This window comes from Bifidobacterium saguinibicoloris (assembly GCF_019331725.1).
Classification (GTDB): Bacteria; Actinomycetota; Actinomycetes; order Actinomycetales; family Bifidobacteriaceae; genus Bifidobacterium; species Bifidobacterium saguinibicoloris.
Genome location: NZ_JAHBBF010000010.1, coordinates 70419 through 87085, shown reverse-complemented (window position 1 = coordinate 87085; position 16667 = coordinate 70419). Strand labels below are relative to the sequence as shown.

The 16667-nt window shown below is 65.8% G+C and carries 9 protein-coding genes; 3 read left to right on the top strand and 6 right to left on the bottom strand.

The genetic code is table 11. The features are described from left to right. Positions 1–124: 124 nt before the first annotated feature. From rpoB to KIH78_RS07535, 4 genes are all read right to left on the bottom strand, one after another. Positions 125–3739: a DNA-directed RNA polymerase subunit beta gene (gene rpoB, locus KIH78_RS07550; RefSeq protein WP_219131859.1), complete on the bottom strand. Its 3615-nt coding sequence runs from the start codon at positions 3737–3739 to the stop codon at positions 125–127. Positions 3740–3920: 181 nt separating this feature from the next. After that, positions 3921–4580: a hypothetical protein gene (locus KIH78_RS07545; RefSeq protein WP_219131858.1), complete on the bottom strand. Its 660-nt coding sequence runs from the start codon at positions 4578–4580 to the stop codon at positions 3921–3923. A 94-nt stretch (positions 4581–4674) separates the two neighbouring features. Further along, entirely contained in the window at positions 4675–5607 is a 933-nt protein-coding gene (locus KIH78_RS07540) for an HhH-GPD family protein (protein ID WP_219131877.1), read from the bottom strand. A gap of 230 nt (positions 5608–5837) precedes the next feature. Then, a complete protein-coding gene (locus KIH78_RS07535; RefSeq protein ID WP_219131857.1) occupies positions 5838–7598 on the bottom strand; it encodes a zinc-ribbon domain-containing protein in 1761 nt (586 codons plus the stop codon). Positions 7599–7767: 169 nt separating this feature from the next. Here KIH78_RS07535 and KIH78_RS07530 point away from each other — a divergent pair, with 169 nt between their 5' ends. From KIH78_RS07530 to KIH78_RS07520, 3 genes are all read left to right on the top strand, one after another. Further along, the gene (locus tag KIH78_RS07530) at positions 7768–10020 is read left to right on the top strand and encodes a WD40 repeat domain-containing protein (protein ID WP_219131856.1); all 2253 of its coding nucleotides are present in this window, start codon (positions 7768–7770) and stop codon (positions 10018–10020) included. Between the two features lie 106 nt (positions 10021–10126). Continuing rightward, positions 10127–12091, top strand: coding sequence for a zinc ribbon domain-containing protein (locus tag KIH78_RS07525; protein ID WP_219131855.1), 1965 nt, complete (start codon positions 10127–10129; stop codon positions 12089–12091). A 468-nt stretch (positions 12092–12559) separates the two neighbouring features. Next, complete coding sequence (locus tag KIH78_RS07520) at positions 12560–13699, top strand: hypothetical protein (protein WP_219131854.1); 1140 nt, start codon at positions 12560–12562, stop codon at positions 13697–13699. 460 nt (positions 13700–14159) lie between these two features. Here the strand turns inward: KIH78_RS07520 and KIH78_RS07515 are convergent, their stop codons facing one another. Continuing rightward, positions 14160–14831 carry a tRNA (cytidine(34)-2'-O)-methyltransferase gene (locus KIH78_RS07515; RefSeq protein WP_219131853.1) on the bottom strand — a complete coding sequence of 224 codons (672 nt, stop codon included), beginning with the start codon at positions 14829–14831 and terminating at the stop codon, positions 14160–14162. 469 nt (positions 14832–15300) lie between these two features. Then, complete coding sequence (locus KIH78_RS07510) at positions 15301–16665, bottom strand: PFL family protein (RefSeq protein WP_219131852.1); 1365 nt, start codon at positions 16663–16665, stop codon at positions 15301–15303. Positions 16666–16667: the final 2 nt, after the last annotated feature.

Below are 16667 nucleotides of genomic sequence, written 5' to 3'. Positions count from 1 at the left end.
GTTTTGCTACGACTGTTTCGTTCGTTTGCACCGTGGGGTGCGCGGGTCCGCGCCGCCGGGCCCGGGGCCGTGCGTCACATGGACGTCACGGCCTTCCGGGCGGTCCGGCGCGGCGCCCCGCGTCTCACTGGTATTCGGGCGTGGGGGCCGCCTGGTCTTCCTTCGCGGCGGCGTCGGGGCGGGCGCCGATGTTGAAGCCGAGGTCGTCGGAGGAGTTGGACGGATCGTCGTCCTCGTCCTTCATGTCGATGGCCTGGCCTTCGGCGTTGAGCACCTCCACGTTCAGGGAGAGGGACTGCATTTCCTTGAGGAGCACCTTGAACGATTCGGGGATGCCCGCGGAAGGCAGGTTGTCGCCCTTCACGATGGCGCCGTAGACGCGCACGCGGCCGTCCACGTCGTCGGACTTGGTGGTCATCATCTCGTGCAGCGTGTACGCGGCGCCGTAGGCCTCGAGGGCCCACACCTCCATCTCGCCGAAGCGCTGGCCGCCGAACTGCGCCTTGCCGCCCAGCGGCTGCTGGGTGATCATCGAGTACGGGCCGGTGGAGCGGGCGTGGATCTTGTCGTCCACGAGGTGGTGGAGCTTGAGCATGTACATGTAGCCCACGGAGATCGGACGCGCGAACGGTTCGCCGGTGCGGCCGTCGAACAGCGTGGCCTTGCCGTCGGGGCCGACCAGACGGTCGCCGTCGCGGTTCGGCAGCGTGGTGGACAGCAGGCCCTTGAGCACGTCCGGCTTGACGCCGTCGAACACCGGGGTGGCCACCGGGGTGCCCGGCTCGGCCTTCTCGGCGCCGGCGGGCACGAGCTTCTTCCACTCGGCCTCGAGGTCCGGATCCAGGGAGATGTCCCAGCCGGAGTGCGCAATCCAGCCAAGGTGCAGCTCGAGCACCTGGCCGAGGTTCATTCGGGAAGGCACGCCGAGCGGGTTGAGCATGATGTCGACCGGGGTGCCGTCCGCGAGGAACGGCATGTCCTCCTCGGGCAGGATGCGGGAGATGCAGCCCTTGTTGCCGTGGCGGCCGGAGAGCTTGTCGCCCACCGTGATCTTGCGGTGCTGGGCGATGTAGACGCGGATCATCTGGTTGACGCCGTTGGGCAGCTCGTCGCCGTCCTCCTCGGCGTCCTCGCGGGTGATCTCCTTGACGCCGATGACGGTGCCGGTCTCGCCGTGGGGCACGCGCAGCGAGGTGTCGCGCACCTCGCGGGACTTCTCGCCGAAGATGGCGCGCAGCAGGCGCTCCTCCGGGGTGAGCTCGGTCTCGCCCTTCGGCGTGACCTTGCCGACGAGGATGTCGCCGGCCTCGACCTCGGCGCCGATGCGGATGATGCCGCGCTCGTCGAGGTTGGCCACCGCGTCCTCGCCGACGTTCGGCAGGTCGCGGGTGATCTCCTCGGCGCCCAGCTTGGTCTCGCGGGCGTCGATCTCGTACTCCTCGATGTGGATGGAGGAGAGCGTGTCGTCCTGGACGAGACGCTGGGAGATGATGACGGCGTCCTCGTAGTTGTAGCCGTTCCACGGCATGAACGCGATGAGCAGGTTCTTGCCGAGGGCCAGCTCGCCCTTCTCGATGGCGGGGCCGTCGGCCATCACGGTGCCGGCCTCGACGCGCTCGCCGTCGTGGACGATCGGACGCTGGTTGTAGCAGGTGGTCTGGTTGGAACGCTGGAACTTGGCCAGCTTGTAGGAGCTGGTGGTGCCGTCGTCGTTCATCACGCGGATCATGTCGGCGGAGACGTAGGTGACCACGCCGTCCTTCTCGGACTTGATGACGTCGCCGGAATCGTTGGCGGCGCGCCATTCGGAGCCGGTGCCGACGAGCGGACGCTCGGATTCGATGAGCGGGACAGCCTGGCGCTGCATGTTGGTGCCCATGAGCGCTCGGTGGCCCTCGTCGTGCTCGAGGAACGGGATGAGCGAGGCGCCGAGGGAGACCATCTGGCGCGGGGAGACGTCCATGTAGTCGACCTGGCTGACCGGCACATCGACGGCCTCCTCCTCGCCGACTCGGGCGAGGGCCTCGGACTTGACGAAGTTGCCGTTCTCGTCGAGCTCCTGGTTGGCCTGGGCGATGACGTGGTCGAGATCGCGGTCGGCGGTCATGTACTCGACCTCGTCGGTGACGTGGCCGTCGACGACCTTGCGGTACGGGGTCTCGATGAAGCCGAACGGGTTCACGCGGCCGAAGGTCGCCAGCGAGCCGATGAGGCCGATGTTCGGGCCTTCAGGGGACTCGATCGGGCACATGCGGCCGAAGTGGGACGGGTGCACGTCGCGCACCTCCATGGAGGCGCGGTCGCGGGACAGACCGCCGGGGCCCAGCGCGGAGAGACGACGCTTGTTCGTCACGCCGGACAGCGGGTTGTTCTGGTCCATGAACTGGGACAGCTGGGAGGTGCCGAAGAACTCCTTGATGGTGGCGTTCACCGGGCGGATGTTGATGAGGGACTGCGGGGTGATGGCCTCGGCGTCCTGGGTGGTCATGCGCTCGCGCACGACGCGCTCCATGCGGGACAGGCCGGTCCTGAGCTGGTTCTGGATGAGCTCGCCGACCTGGCGGATGCGGCGGTTGCCGAAGTGGTCGATGTCGTCGACGTCCACGCGCAGGTCCACGTCCTCGCCGTTGCGCTTGCCCGGGAAGGTCTTCTTGCCGTCGTGCAGCGTGCACAGGTACTTGATGGTGGCGATGATGTCCTCGTGCTTGAGGCCGCGGTCGTTGATGTCGGTCTCGAGGCCGAGCTTGCGGTCGATCTTGTAGCGGCCCACGCGGGCGAGGTCGTAGCGCTTGGTGTTGAAGTAGAAGGAGTCCAGCAGGTTCTTGCCGGCGTCCGGCGTCGGGGTGTCGGCCGGGCGGATCTTGCGGTACAGGTCGACGAGGGCCTCGTCCTGGGTCTGGAGGGTCTCCTTCTCGAGGGCGTCGAGCACCAGCGGGTAGTCCTTGAACGCCTCGCGGATCTTCGGCTTGGTCATGCCGATGGCCATGAGGAACACGATGGCGGACTGCTTGCGCTTGCGGTCCACACGCACCTGCGGCTGGTCCTTCTTGTCGATCTCGAACTCGAGCCATGCGCCGCGGCTCGGGATGATCTTCGCGCCGAAGACCTCCTTGTCGGAGGTGCGGTCCTGCTGGCGGTCGAAGTAGACGCCCGGGGAGCGCACGAGCTGGGAGACGATGACGCGCTCGGTGCCGCCGATGATGAACGTGCCGTGCGGGGTCTGCAGCGGGAAGTCGCCCATGAAGACGGTCTGGCTCTTGATCTCGCCGGTGTCGCCGTTCTCGAACTCGGCGTTGACGTACAGCGGCGCGGAGTAGGTGTAGTCCTTCTCCTTGCACTCCTGGACCGTGTGGCGCGGCTCCTCGAAGTACGGGTCGGAGAAGGTCAGGGACATGGTCTGCGCGAAGTTCTCGATCGGGGAGATCTCCTCGAAGACCTCGTCGAGGCCGGAGATGTGCGGCGTGGTGACGGTGCCGTTCTCCTCGTCCTTCGCGACGCGCGCCTTCCAGCGGTCGTTGCCGATCAGCCAGTCGAAGCTGTCGGTCTGCACGCCCAGCAGGTAGGGCACGTCGATGGGTTCCTTGATGGAACCGAAGTTCACGCGGTCCGACGCCTTGTGCAGGTCGATGTCGTGCTGGTCGGCGCGTGCGGTGATGGTGGTGGTGTTCGTCTTGGACTCAGTAGCCAATGGACGTTCCTTATCGCTCGCTAATCGTATGGTTCCCCGGGAGCGCCGCATGGCCACCATATGCCTATGCGGACGCTTCATCGTTGGTGGCATGCCCGCAATATGACACACCGTATGCAAACACAAAATAGTAGTGATATGAGGAGACGTTCACCGCGAATTCATCCGGCGGCACCTCGCCCATTCACAAATCGACACACTATCTTCACAAATGCCGTGTATGAGAGTCTAGTTACTGCACCTCAATCGTCACCGGCTGGCTCTTCACCTTCGGCGCGTTCTTGAGCCGCAGCACACCCACGTACGTGCCGCGGTCCACCTTCGGCAGCTCGTCCTGGTTCTCCACGCACTGGCCGTCCGTGGTGCTGTTCGCGCCCCACGTGATCGACTGGATGTCCTTGTCCCCCTTGGCCATGAGCAGACGGCGCGCGTCCACCGGGCACACGTCGGAGCTCCACACCTTCTGCCCGTTCTGGGTGATGGTGAGCACACGGCCGGAATCGGAGGCGTCCAGCAGGCAGGAATCGTTGCCCTCGTGCACGATGGTCGCCACCCACTCCAGGGAGCCGCCCACCGGCACCGTGGCGGATTTCGCGGTCAGCTCCAGCCGCGTGTCCTTCGCCGAGCAATCGCGCACGCCCGAGCTGTGATGTGGCTCGGGGGCGGTGGACCGTTCCATCACCGCATGCGAGACCGAGCCGAACGTCGCATCGTAGACGAAGCCCACGCCGCGCGAGATGCTGTACACGCAGAACACCGCCAATGCAAGGAACACCGCGAGCAGCACGCCCACCACGATGCGGCGGCGACGGTAGATCGCCCGCTGCCGTTTGCTGAGCTTGCGCCTGCGTTTCTTCGGAGCCTTGCCCGCCGTGTTCCTCTGCACTGCCATAACGCCCCCAGTCTAGATTCCCGTCCGGTCATGGCATGGCCGCCCGACGCCATTCCCGCATCCTTCTTCACATACCGCCGTACGAAACCGTCCCTTATTGCGGAAGCCGCACGTCCCCGCCGGGCAGCAGTTCGATGAGACCGTCCTCGTCGAGACCGGCCACACACCGGTCGAGCTGGTCGCGGTCCTTCCACAGCGATTCGACGGTCGCGCGCTCCAGCACGCCGGTCCCCTCCGGCAGCCGGCGCAGCGCCTCGAGCACCAGACCACGCACCTGACGGTCCGTCCCCTGGAACCGTTGGCGCGGGCGCGTACGCCGCTCACCAAGCCCGGGACGCCCCGCGGCCAGGAACGCGCACTCCCCCGCCACCGGGCAGTGGTCGCACAGCGGGTTCTTCGCCGTGCACACCAATGCGCCCAGCTCCATCACCGACTGGTTCCACGTCACCGAGCGCGACGCATCCTTCGGCAGGACCTCGTCGGCGAGCGCCCGTTCGGCGGGGCTCGCCGCGCCCCCGCGCGACTCCTCGCCCAGAAACACGCGTGACAGCACGCGGCGGATGTTCGTGTCGATGACGGCCACGCGCTCGCCGTACGCGAAGCTCATCACGGCCGACGCGGTGTAGTCGCCGACGCCGGGCAGCGCGACCAACGCGTCGTACGTGCGCGGCAGTTCGTCGCCGCACTCGGCCGAAACGACCTTCGCACATTCCTGCAGGCGCAATGCACGGCGCGGGTAGCCGAGCCGCCCCCACATGGTGATGACCTCGGCCTTCGGCGCGGCGGCGAGCGCGGCGGCGTCGGACCACCGGTCCATCCATGCGCTCCAGTAGGGCACGACGCGGCTCATCTGCGTCTGTTGGCTCATCACCTCGGAGACGAGGACGCCCCACGGCGTCGTGCGTCCGAACCGCCACGGCAGGTCGCGCGCGTTCGTCTCCCACCATGCGGCGAGCCTCCGGCGGACATGTTCGACGGCATGCCGAGGCGTCGGTTCCGGCACGGTCGCGTACGCGCCCGTCGCCATGGTGTCGCCGCCGTCACGTGTCATGTCTTGTTCCGCCTTCCCTGCGTGCCGCCGATGGTCTCCGATTCATGCCGTCACGGCCGACGCCATCGTACCTGCCGTTCACAGGCACGTCCGTCGAAGGCCCCATTGTGCAGGCACAGCCGTACAACACGTACGCGCCGCGCCCCATCCCGCAGCCGCGGACGGACGGTTCCGCCTGCGACGGAACCGTCCGCAGGTCACCGGAATCAGAACATCGGGTGGCCGCACTGCGTGCAGAACCGCCCATCGTCCGGCAGGGCAGCGCCGCACTGCGAACAGAACTTCGGGCGTGACAGGGGCGGTTCGGGCCGCTCCGGTTGCGGTTGCGGCACGGGTTGCGGCGACCCCGGCATCGGAGGCAGGGACGGCGACGGCACCGCGGACCCGGCCGGCACCGCCGGCGCAGGCGGCATCGGAACCGCCGGCATGCCGCCTGATTGGGCGGCCGCATCCGGCTGCGGCGCGGCCGTCGAACCATCGGCGGACGCGACGGCGGCTGGCGACGCACCGACGGCGGCCTTGCGGCGCTTGCGCAGACGCAATACCAGCAGGATGACGCCGACCGTCACCGCGGCGACGGCGAGAACGCCCACACCAAGCTTGATCCACGTCGACGGACGCGACCACGTGGCGCCACCCACGCCGGTGTCGTACACGATGATGCGTTTGCCGTGCGAACCGGCGGGCAGATCGGTGACCCCCAGCACCGTGCCGCCGTCTCCGCTGACCGCGATGGAACCGAACCCGCCGTCGCCTATGGCCGCGTCATCGGATTCCGGCAGCCTCACCTGGGAGACCTTGCCGGCGGACATGTCCGCCACCCCGAACTCGGAATCCTTCAGGTCGTCGTACGTGGCGAAGAACACGTACTTGCCGTCATCGGACGGCACAGGCCACATGGCCACCGAATCCGATTGGCTGGCGCGCATGAACGCGCGCATCTCGGAACGGTCCGTGATGCGTCCCACGGCACGTCCTCCCGCCACGTCACGCACCGTGATGGCCCCGATGCCGTCGATGCCGTCCCTGGTGGACAGTTCCAGATCGTCGGACGGCTCGCCGGAATCCCCCTCGATGGCCAGCATGTAGCGGTTGTCGGCGGACTCGTTCAGGGGGTAGGCGGGCCGGCCGGTCAGATAGGTCATGGTGCCGTCCGATATGTTCAGCAGACCGAGACGGTACACGTTCGTCCCCTCGGCGAGGCTGAACTGCAGTGCGACGATCAGCTTGCCGTCATACGGGCCGATCATGAAGTAGGAGAAGGAGCCAACGCCTTGACCGGAGGGAATCATGCCGTCCGGGAACGACACGTCCTTCGCCTGTTCGCGATGGCCGTCGGAGAGGCTGTACACCCGCAGCTTGGCGTCGGAAGCGTCCTCGGCGATGTCGAACACGTACATCGTCGACAGGTCGGCGTCGACCGTCGGAAGGGACATCAGGCTCCGGTTGGTCTCCGTGACGGTGTCCAGCGTCTGCTTGCGCGCGACGTCATACAGCGTGTCACGCCCCGCGCCGTTGGCGACCAGCAGGCGGTCCCCGCCGGCACGCACGAAGTGGGAGTTGTCGTTCCACGTCAGACCGGGCAGCGTGGTGATGTCCTTCGACGTCGCATCGACCATCCTCACCGAACCGTCGTCCGCGGCGTAGAACACGCGCTTCGCATCGTCGGAGATGAGCATGGAATACGAGGAATCCTTCAGTTCGGTGATGGACATGTCCTTGAAGTTCACCATGTCGTATTCACCGCTGGAGTCATCGTTCTGCGGCGTGGCCGAGACGACCGCGACCGACCCGTCCTTCGAGACATCGACGACGTCCAGATTCGCATAACGGTTGAAATCCACATGACCCGTCACCCGGGGGTTCACCGCACCGGCGGCATAGGCGGACGGCGGGATGGCAAGCATCGCCGCCATGCACGCGAAAGCCGCCAGCAACGGCATCAGCCGCATCGCGAGAACCCTCATGCACTCCCCCGCACACATCACACGCGCCACAGCCATACGGCCGCACGGCCGTTCCATATGCACCCCATCCATATCCGTCTCCCTCGCTTCCCCAGGCAGGCCACACCGCATGCCCCTGTACCGTCCAGCATACGCCACGACCCGGCTCCATCCGAGGTCCGAAGGCCGTATGGGCGTAGACTTGGCCATATGGCGCAACGGCACGCGCCGTAAGGGGGAACGTCTGATGAATCGGGCATGGCACACGTACCATACGCACCACACGCACGGAACGGCCGCACGCAGCGCGCACGAGCTGACCGCACCACGCGGATCGGCCGCCGTGACGACGATCCGCGCCGCCGCACTCACGCTCGTGGCCTGCATCGGGACCATCGGCATGCTTGCCTGTCTCGCCCTCGCGCCGGTCGGCGTCACCGCACCCGGCGCGCCGCGCACGGCGTCGGCCATCGAACGCACAAGCGACGGCGCACACCGGGCGACGCCGGCGAAAGCCGGGGCGGACGGACAGTCGCGGTTCTCCACGGATCCGCAACGCATCACACTCGACCAATCACCGCTCGACGTCACCTTCTCACCGGACGGCACACGCCTGTACGTCACGGACATCAGCGACACGCTGCACGTCATCGACGCGAAGACCGGCAAGGAGCAGGACACCCTGCCGGACGCGAAATACGCGGTCACGGACGAAGTCGGCAAACGGCTTCTCCTCGAGAACCCCGGCGACGACGGCGACGTCACCCTCACCGTGACGGACGCGAAGACGCTCAAGACGGTCGCCATCGTGAAGCTGGGCAAGGTGGGCAACTGGCAGCTCACCCATGACGGCACGCGCATCATCGCCGTCGAGAACGAAAACGACGGCCGCACCGGGGACCATTCGACCGTGCACATTTTCGACACGTCCAACGGCAAGGAGACCGGCAGTTTCGACGTCACGCACGAGACGCACAGCCCGCTCGTCGTGGCGCCCAAGGACGGATCATGCTACTTCGTGGCGGGCACGGACGGCACCATCAGACGCGTGGACGCCACCACGTTCAAGGTGACCGGCACAGCCAAGGTCCCCGCCGGCACCGACCCCTCGTATCCACCGGCGCTGCGCCCGGCCGACGACCACGGCTCCACGGTCTGGGCCTACAACTGGAGCGAACCGAACCTCTACCGGGTGCACATGGACGACGGCTCCGTGGACCACACGGACACCGGCGACGCACAACTCGTGTTCGTCTTCCTTCACGGCGACGATTGGTACGCCACGCTGAACGAACCGGAAAGCTCACGCAGCGGAACGCTGAGCGTCGCCCCGATCACCGGCGTCTCCGGGAAGGGCGAGCCGAAGTTGGGCAAGGCCACCGCATTCACCACCTCGGACGGCACCGCGCCGAACGGCAGCATGGATGGGTCGGTCATCTACTACGAGGCGGCCACCGGACGGTCGACCACTCTGTACGCCTACGACGTGACGAACGGGCGGAAGGTGGAGCCGATGACCATCCCGCAATCCGTGTCGGGATCGTACGGCAGCAGCCATGCCACGGCTTCGTGGGACGGCTCCCGGTTCGCCGTGCCGGACGGGAACGGCAAGCAGGTGCTGGTCTACGATCTCGAACGCGGAACGCCGGGCGCGGCGAAGGACGGTACTGGTGACGGCGCCAGCGGCAAGGACGGCAAAGGCCGGGCCGGCGGGAATGCCGCGGACGGCTCGGACGGCTCGTCGCATGGCTGGAAACCGTGGATGTGGATAGGCGTGGCCTCCGGCGGCGTGGCGCTCGCGGTGGCCGTGGTGCTGGTGGGCGTGTTCGTCGCCCGGCGGCGCGGGTGGGCGAACACGGCGCCGGCCATACCGGGTGGCCCCATTGCGACGGGTGGCCCCGGCGTACCCGGCGCGCCCGGTGCGCCCAGCGTGCCGGGAGCCGTACCGGGTGTGCCGGCCGCTCCCGCGGCACCGCCGCGGTACGCGGGACAGGGGGTCGCCGGACCGTCACCGGTCTACGGCCCGATCGGACAGGCCGCTCGTCCAAACGCCCCCGGGTCGCAAGCTATGAGTCCGTATGCGCCTACTGGATACGGCAACCGTCAGCCGGCGCAGGCCGGCCCGACGCAAGGACGCCCCACACCAACGCAACCCGGCCCGACGCAGGCCATGCCGACGCAACCCGGCCCGACACAGGCCATGCCGACGCAACCCGGCCCGACACAGGCCATGCCGACGCAACCCGGCCCGACACAGGCCATGCCGACGCAACCCGGCCCGACGCAACCTATCCCGGGACAATCCATTCCACTGCAGCCCCCGGCGCAAGGACGACCCACGCCGGCGCAACCCGGCCCGACGCGGTTCTGTCCGTACTGCCGCATGACGTGGACCGGCGTCGTCTCGCCGCTCTGCCCCAGATGCGGACGGCCGCTGCGGTGAGGCAGGGCGAGACACAACGAAACGCAATGAAGAAGGCCCGATGAACAAGCGGACAACACATACCGTCGAATCGGCTGGAATCGCGCATATCACAGGCAACGCGCGCATGGCCGACACGAACCTCGACGGCATGCCCGACGACGCACGCACCTGCGCCGACTCCATGGCGACGGCAACGTCATCCCAAGGGACGCATCACGGCGGAACGATCCGACGGCTTACCCGACCCGCCCGCCGCACGGCGATCCTCATCCTGCTGGCAATGCTGCTGTACGGCATGGCGGCATCACCGGTCCAAGCCCTGGCGGCCGGCGCACCTCCCACACCGGTGCAGTCGGGTAGCGCGGTCATGCAGGGCGCGATGAACGTGATGGAGGTCTCGCAGGACGGTTCCCTCGCCATCGCGGAACGCATCGACTCGGATGCGCAATCCTGGTATCTGGTGTCGCTCCCCAATCTCAAGACCACACCAATCGGCGGCGAAGGCGTCATCGCCAGGGACTCCTCGGCGGCGTTCTTCATCGACGCCGGCACGCACACACTCAACCGGATGGACGCCTCCACGAAACACGTCACGAAGCTGTCCGGCGATATGACCGCATACAAGGTCGATACCGCGACACGCGACCGCGTGCTGCTCAGGAAGGACGACGACAACGGCAGCAGCTACGCCGTCTACGACGTGTCCAAGCAGCACCTCGTCACCCTCGACCTGCCTACGGATTCGACGATCCGCCCCGGCAGCGACCTGTCACGGCTGTTCGTCGTCGCGAAGGAGATGAAGGGCGCGAAGACCGAATACACGCTGCGCACCTATAATTCCTCCACCGGCAAACAGACGGATTCCAAAGTCATCACGGCCCCCGAAGGATTCGACCTGCACGACATGGTGGTCGGAGCGCCGCATGCGAACATGACTGAAGGCGACAAGGCGATGTTCATCACCTATCTGGTCAGGGACCGCAACGGCAGCGGCAAGGTGCTGAACCAGAAAATCTACCGTCTGGGACTGGACGATGCGAAGGTGACGCCGCTCGTCAAGGGAACGGCCTTCGCCGAGACGGACCCGTTCGGCCCTTCATCGTATGTGCTGGCCTACTCCAAGGGATACGGTCCCTCCGGAAGCACCGGCACCGGCTCCGGTCCTGTATCGGGTTCGCAGTGGACGCTCGTCGACGTGACGACCGGCAAGGCGATCCGGCACGGTACCGTACCTTCCTATCACCCCGGCGACGACGAATATCTGAAGTATTCAGGCGTGTTCCTGGGCTTCTCGCACGACGGGGCCTATGTGTTCCGGTACCAGGGAGGATCCGGCAGTTCGCCGCTCCAAGGCACGTTCCTTTCGACGATCAATCTCGCCGACGGCACGTTGTCCTCCACCAAGATGGATCTGCCCTCGGAATGGGGAGAAGGCAAAGGCGATTCCATGAAATGGAGCGCCAAGGCAGGCGTGTTCGTCGTCGCGGCATCGGATGACAAGGCCGGCACCACCACATGGCGGGTCTATGACACCGGCACCGGCACGGGCGGTTCCGGCTTCTTCCTCTGGCGATGGCTGCGCGGCATGGGCGTGTGGGACATCGTCATGGTGGCGGCGGTGGCACTCGCCGTGATCGCGGCCATCGTGGTCACGGTGATCATGGTGATACGCCGTCGCAGGTATGGGAGCGGACATGGCAAAACGGAGACGTCGGAACCGCCGCACGCCGACATGCCGCCGGTTCCGGAACCGGTGCCGACACCGGTTCCGGAACCCTTGCCCGTACCCATGCCGGTGAGCGCATCCGAAACCTCAGCCGAAACCGCAGCCGCAGCCAGACGGACCGTGCCTGTGCCGATGCCGGTGCCTCCGGCACCGTCCATGCCGCCTATGCCGACGGCTACGGGCACCGCGTCACCGGCCACCGCATCACCGGCCACCGCATCGTCCACGCCGATGCAGGTATCTCCGGTATCTCCGGTATCTCCGATATCCCCGTCGACGTCGAGATTCTGCGCCCGGTGCGGCGCCGCACTCGGCAATCGGCCGGCGAGATTCTGCCCGCAGTGCGGCTCGCCGGTGCTGTGACGGCGACGACTTGGATTCCGAGAGTCACTATCCGGACGTCCATGTCACACTCCCCCAACGGCCCCGTCCTCGCCGCCCATCTCAAACGTCACCGTACGTTCCCGACGGCTTTCCCCATACCCACCGTCGCCAACGTACACTGAACAAACCTCAGCGTACGCCGCCGACGGCGACGACGAATCACACCGTCACCAACGTACGGCACAATCAGTCACCCATGGCCGAATCGGCGACATACACACCCACAGGACAACCAGACCAACCAGACGACCAGACCGACCGAACCGACCAGACCGACGATTCCACCAGTCCGAATCAAATAGATCACCTAGACCAACAGAACCGACCGAACGAATCAGGCCGACCGAACGAATCAGGCCAGACCGATTCGAACGGACCAACCGAACGAACCGGACCAATCAGACCAAACCGACACATCCACACCCTGGAATGCCGAGGTTATCCACAATGCCACGTTCCCTCGGCGTGTCATCCACAATCGTCATATTGCATAATCACCTGAACACCATCTACCGTAGAGTGATGAAGCAGCACAAAGCCGTCAACTCCTGCCTCGAACAGGCGATGCGGGAACAACGCTGCGCGTTCGGAGACGAGGACGCCCTCCGTCGGGCGCTGAAACGTCGCGCCGACCGTGGCGAACTGATTTCCCCCTACCAGAATCTCTACGTGCCGCCCGAATATTGGCGGACGATGAATACATGCCAACGTTCGCTCCATGTGGCCCGCGGATTGGCTCGACTGCATCCACGATGGATATTCGCCGCAATGACCGCGGCCGATGCCCACGGCTTCGACCATTCATGGAATATCCACGACCGATGCGTCTACCTCGCGAACAACGAAGGCCGGCTTATCACGTCCAAAGCCGAACTGTCCCGCCGGATGCCGGTAAACGGATACCGGGTGTCTCCCCGATTGGACGGACGCGGCCACGACGAGACGAAGGAAGCCCCATACCAAGTTCGTCGTCTCTACGTTCCATCAATCGAATCGGAACGCGTCAACGGCATCAGAGTGACCAACGCCACCCGGACTCTGATCGACTGCGGATTGAGTCTGCCGTTCCGTTTCGCATTGCCGCTGTTCGATTCCGCGGCGAGGAAAGGCCTGGACATGGACACGGTGAGGAAAGCGTGCAAAGGCATGCACGAGGACGGCACTCCGATACAGACACTGCTGCGTCACGCCACCGCCGAAAGCGAAAACGGCGGGGAATCGATGGTCCGAGCGATCATCATCGACAACGGATTCGCCGTACCGCAGCTTCAGGTCGAATTCCGCGATCCTGCATATCCGGTCCGCCGCTTCCGCGCGGATTTCGTATGGCGCTTGTACGACGGCCGGATCATCGTATTGGAATACGACGGCATGGCCAAATACGAGGACCCTTCCATGACGCATGGCAGAACCGCCAGGCAGTTGTTCAACGAGAGGGACGAACGGGATCGGACGCTACGCGCGGCCGGAGTCACAACGATTCTGCACTGCACCTACGAGGACGCCTTCATCTCGAACCGCCTGTTCATGATGCTCAGGGATAGCGGCGTGCCCCAACTCACGGCCGACGACCCGTATCGCCGGTGAGCAGTGGGCTGACGACGCCGACGGTGCAACCACCGGAGTCAGTCGTCGTCAAGTGGAAAGTCCCCGGATCCTGGATGGCACCATCGGACGAAACCGGGCGGAAATCGGACAGAACTACGGGCCCGCCGCCGGACGGAACCGGGCGGAAATCGGACAGAGACCTTCCATCCGCAGCACGTTCCACCGACAGCACGTTCCAACAGCACGTTCCACCGACAGCACGTTCCAACAGCACGTTCCGCACGGCATTATCCACCATCACCGTCACCAACGTACACTCGGCGGGATTCAGCGTACGCCGCCGACGGCGACGACGAATAACACCGTCGCCAACGTACGCTGAGGCACCGGCCGTACCCGCCACAGGCCATCAGCCACGAAACCATCCAACCCGCAGGTTCACCGGCCGTCGGATCGCCGGACGCAGTCTCGCTGACTGCAGGCTCGCCGGCCGCAGGCTTCAGCGTCCGCCGGCGAAGTTCAGCTGGCGCCACGCCTCGTAGATGGCGATGGACGCGCAGTTGGTGAGGTTCAGCGAGCGCAGGCTCGGACGCATAGGCAGACGGACCTGTTCGGCCACGTGCGGACCGGCCATGATGTCCATCGGATCGGGAATGTTGCCCGGTTCGGGTCCGAACAGCAGGATGTCGGTCGGCCTGTATTCGATGTCCGTGTACAGCTTCGTGGCGTGCGCGGTGAACGCGATGATGCGCGAGTTCGGCATAGATTCGACGAGGTTCTCGAAGTTCGGGTGCAGCACCACGTGGGCCATGTCGTGGTAGTCGAGGCCGGCGCGGCGCAGCTTCGTGTCGCGCAGGTTGAAGCCGAGCGGCTCCACGAGATGCAGGATGGTACCGGTCACCGCGCACAGGCGGATCGCGGAGCCGGTGTTGCCGGGGATGCGCGGGCTGTAGTAGCACAGGTGCGGGGTGACGGTCTCGGTCTCCGCGGCCTTCTCGGCGGAGAGCATCGCGTCGACCACCGAGATCGGGTTGCCGTGCGCGTCGGTGACGAGTTCGTCCGGCCCGTAGTTCGACTTGCGGTAGCCGTATTCGAACATCTTCTCGACCTTGTCCTCCGGGTTACCGGAGGCCTCCGGGGTCGTATCCGGTGTGGTTTCGGTTTCGTTCATATGCTTCACCGTCGATTTCTCATTCGTCTCGATTGCGTGCTCGTACGCGGCACCCTCACGGGCCGCGACCGACAACCGAGCATAGGCCATGCTCTGCCCGATGCGACCGATTCCGTGACGACCGGACGATTCGGGCTTCCATCGGCAGTCGCGTGACCGCCAAGAACGCCTATCCGCGCTATCAGGGGCGTATTTCGACGTTCGCGAAGCTCTACCCTGACTACGAGGGGTGGCCCGCCGGGTATGCAACCGCTCCGAACGGCGTGATTCCAATGAGGTTGGTCCCGTTTCGGGTCACGGTCCGAGGAAAGGGCACCCCTCGTAGGAGAGATGGATGTCCGGAGCATCCGAAATGCACCCCTCGTAGCGCGGATGGCCATCGAATGGCGCATAGAACACGCATGAATACGACGGGGCCGGCTCATCCGGTCGCCGTGCAATCGGCAACCGAATGAGCCGGCCCCGGAAATCAGTTCTTGAACGAGTGGATCGGAGCGGGGATGCGGCCGCCGCGCGTGACGAACGCCTCGCACGAGGTCTGGTTCACCGGGATGATGGGCGCGTAGCCCATGAGACCGCCGAAGTTGGCCATCTCGCCCACGCCCTTGCCTTCCACCGGGATGACGCGCACGGCAGTGGTCTTCTGGTTGACCATGCCGATGGCCGCCTCGTCGGCGATGATGCCGGAGATCGTGGCGGCGGACGTGTCACCGGGGATGGCGATCATGTCGAGACCCACCGAGCACACGCAGGTCATCGCCTCGAGCTTCTCGATGGTGAGGCACCCTGAGGCCGCGGCGTCGATCATGTTCTTGTCCTCGGAGACGGGGATGAACGCGCCGGAGAGGCCGCCCACGTAGGAGGACGCCATGATGCCGCCCTTCTTGACCTGGTCGTTGAGCATGGCGAGCGCCGCGGTGGTGCCGGGCGCGCCGACCTGTTCGAGGCCGATCTTCTCCAGCACTTCGCCGACCGAATCACCCACGGCCGGGGTCGGCGCCAGCGACAGGTCGATGATGCCGAACGGCACGCCGAGGCGGCGCGAGGCCTCCTGCGCGACCAATTGCCCCACGCGCGTGATCTTGAACGCGGTGCGCTTGATGGTCTCGCACAGGAATTCGAAGTCCTTGCCTTTTGCCGCGTCGAGCGCGCGGGAGACGACGCCCGGGCCGGAGACGCCGACGTTGATGACCGCGTCGCCTTCGGTGACGCCGTGGAAGCCGCCGGCCATGAACGGGTTGTCGTCGGGCACGTTGCAGAACGCCACGAATTTCACGCAGCCGTAGGAATCGTTGTCGGCCGTGGCATGCGCGATGTCCTTGACGATGTGGCCGAGCAGTTCGACGGCGTTCATGTCGATGCCGGTCTTCGTGGAGCCAACGTTGACGGACGAGCAGACGACCTCGGTTTCGCTCAGCGCCTGCGGCAGCGACCTGATGAGCAGCTCCTCGGCCGGGGTCATGGCCTTGGAGACGAGCGCGGAGTAGCCGCCGATGAGGTTGACGCCGACCTCCTTGGCCGCACGGTCGAGCGCGTGGGCGATCTTGACGAAGTCGCCGGTGGTCTTGCAGCAGCTGGCGCCTACCAGCGAGATCGGGGTGACGGTGATGCGCTTGTTGACGATCGGGATGCCGTAGTCGCGTTCGATGTCCTCGCCGGTGGAGACGAGGTCCTTCGCGTAGGTGGTGATCTTGCGGTAGATGTTGTCGCAGGTCTCGTCGACGTCGTCGGTGGCGCAGTCGAGCAGCGAGATGCCCATCGTGATGGTGCGCACGTCGAGCTTCTCCTGCTCGATCATCTGATTGGTCTCGTGGACCTCCATGATATTCAGCATGG

Excerpts from the sequence above, each read along its gene's own strand:
- rpoB (WP_219131859.1), bottom strand. The coding sequence starts at position 3,739 with ATGCGGCGCTCCCGGGGAACCATACGATTAGCGAGCGATAAGGAACGT.
- KIH78_RS07520 (WP_219131854.1), top strand. The coding sequence starts at position 12,560 with ATGCCACGTTCCCTCGGCGTGTCATCCACAATCGTCATATTGCATAAT.
- KIH78_RS07525 (WP_219131855.1), top strand. The coding sequence starts at position 10,127 with ATGGCCGACACGAACCTCGACGGCATGCCCGACGACGCACGCACCTGC.
- KIH78_RS07515 (WP_219131853.1), bottom strand. The coding sequence starts at position 14,831 with ATGAACGAAACCGAAACCACACCGGATACGACCCCGGAGGCCTCCGGT.
- KIH78_RS07540 (WP_219131877.1), bottom strand. The coding sequence starts at position 5,607 with ATGGCGACGGGCGCGTACGCGACCGTGCCGGAACCGACGCCTCGGCAT.
- KIH78_RS07535 (WP_219131857.1), bottom strand. The coding sequence starts at position 7,598 with ATGAGGGTTCTCGCGATGCGGCTGATGCCGTTGCTGGCGGCTTTCGCG.
- KIH78_RS07510 (WP_219131852.1), bottom strand. The coding sequence starts at position 16,665 with ATGCTGAATATCATGGAGGTCCACGAGACCAATCAGATGATCGAGCAG.
- KIH78_RS07530 (WP_219131856.1), top strand. The coding sequence starts at position 7,768 with ATGGGCGTAGACTTGGCCATATGGCGCAACGGCACGCGCCGTAAGGGG.
- KIH78_RS07545 (WP_219131858.1), bottom strand. The coding sequence starts at position 4,580 with ATGGCAGTGCAGAGGAACACGGCGGGCAAGGCTCCGAAGAAACGCAGG.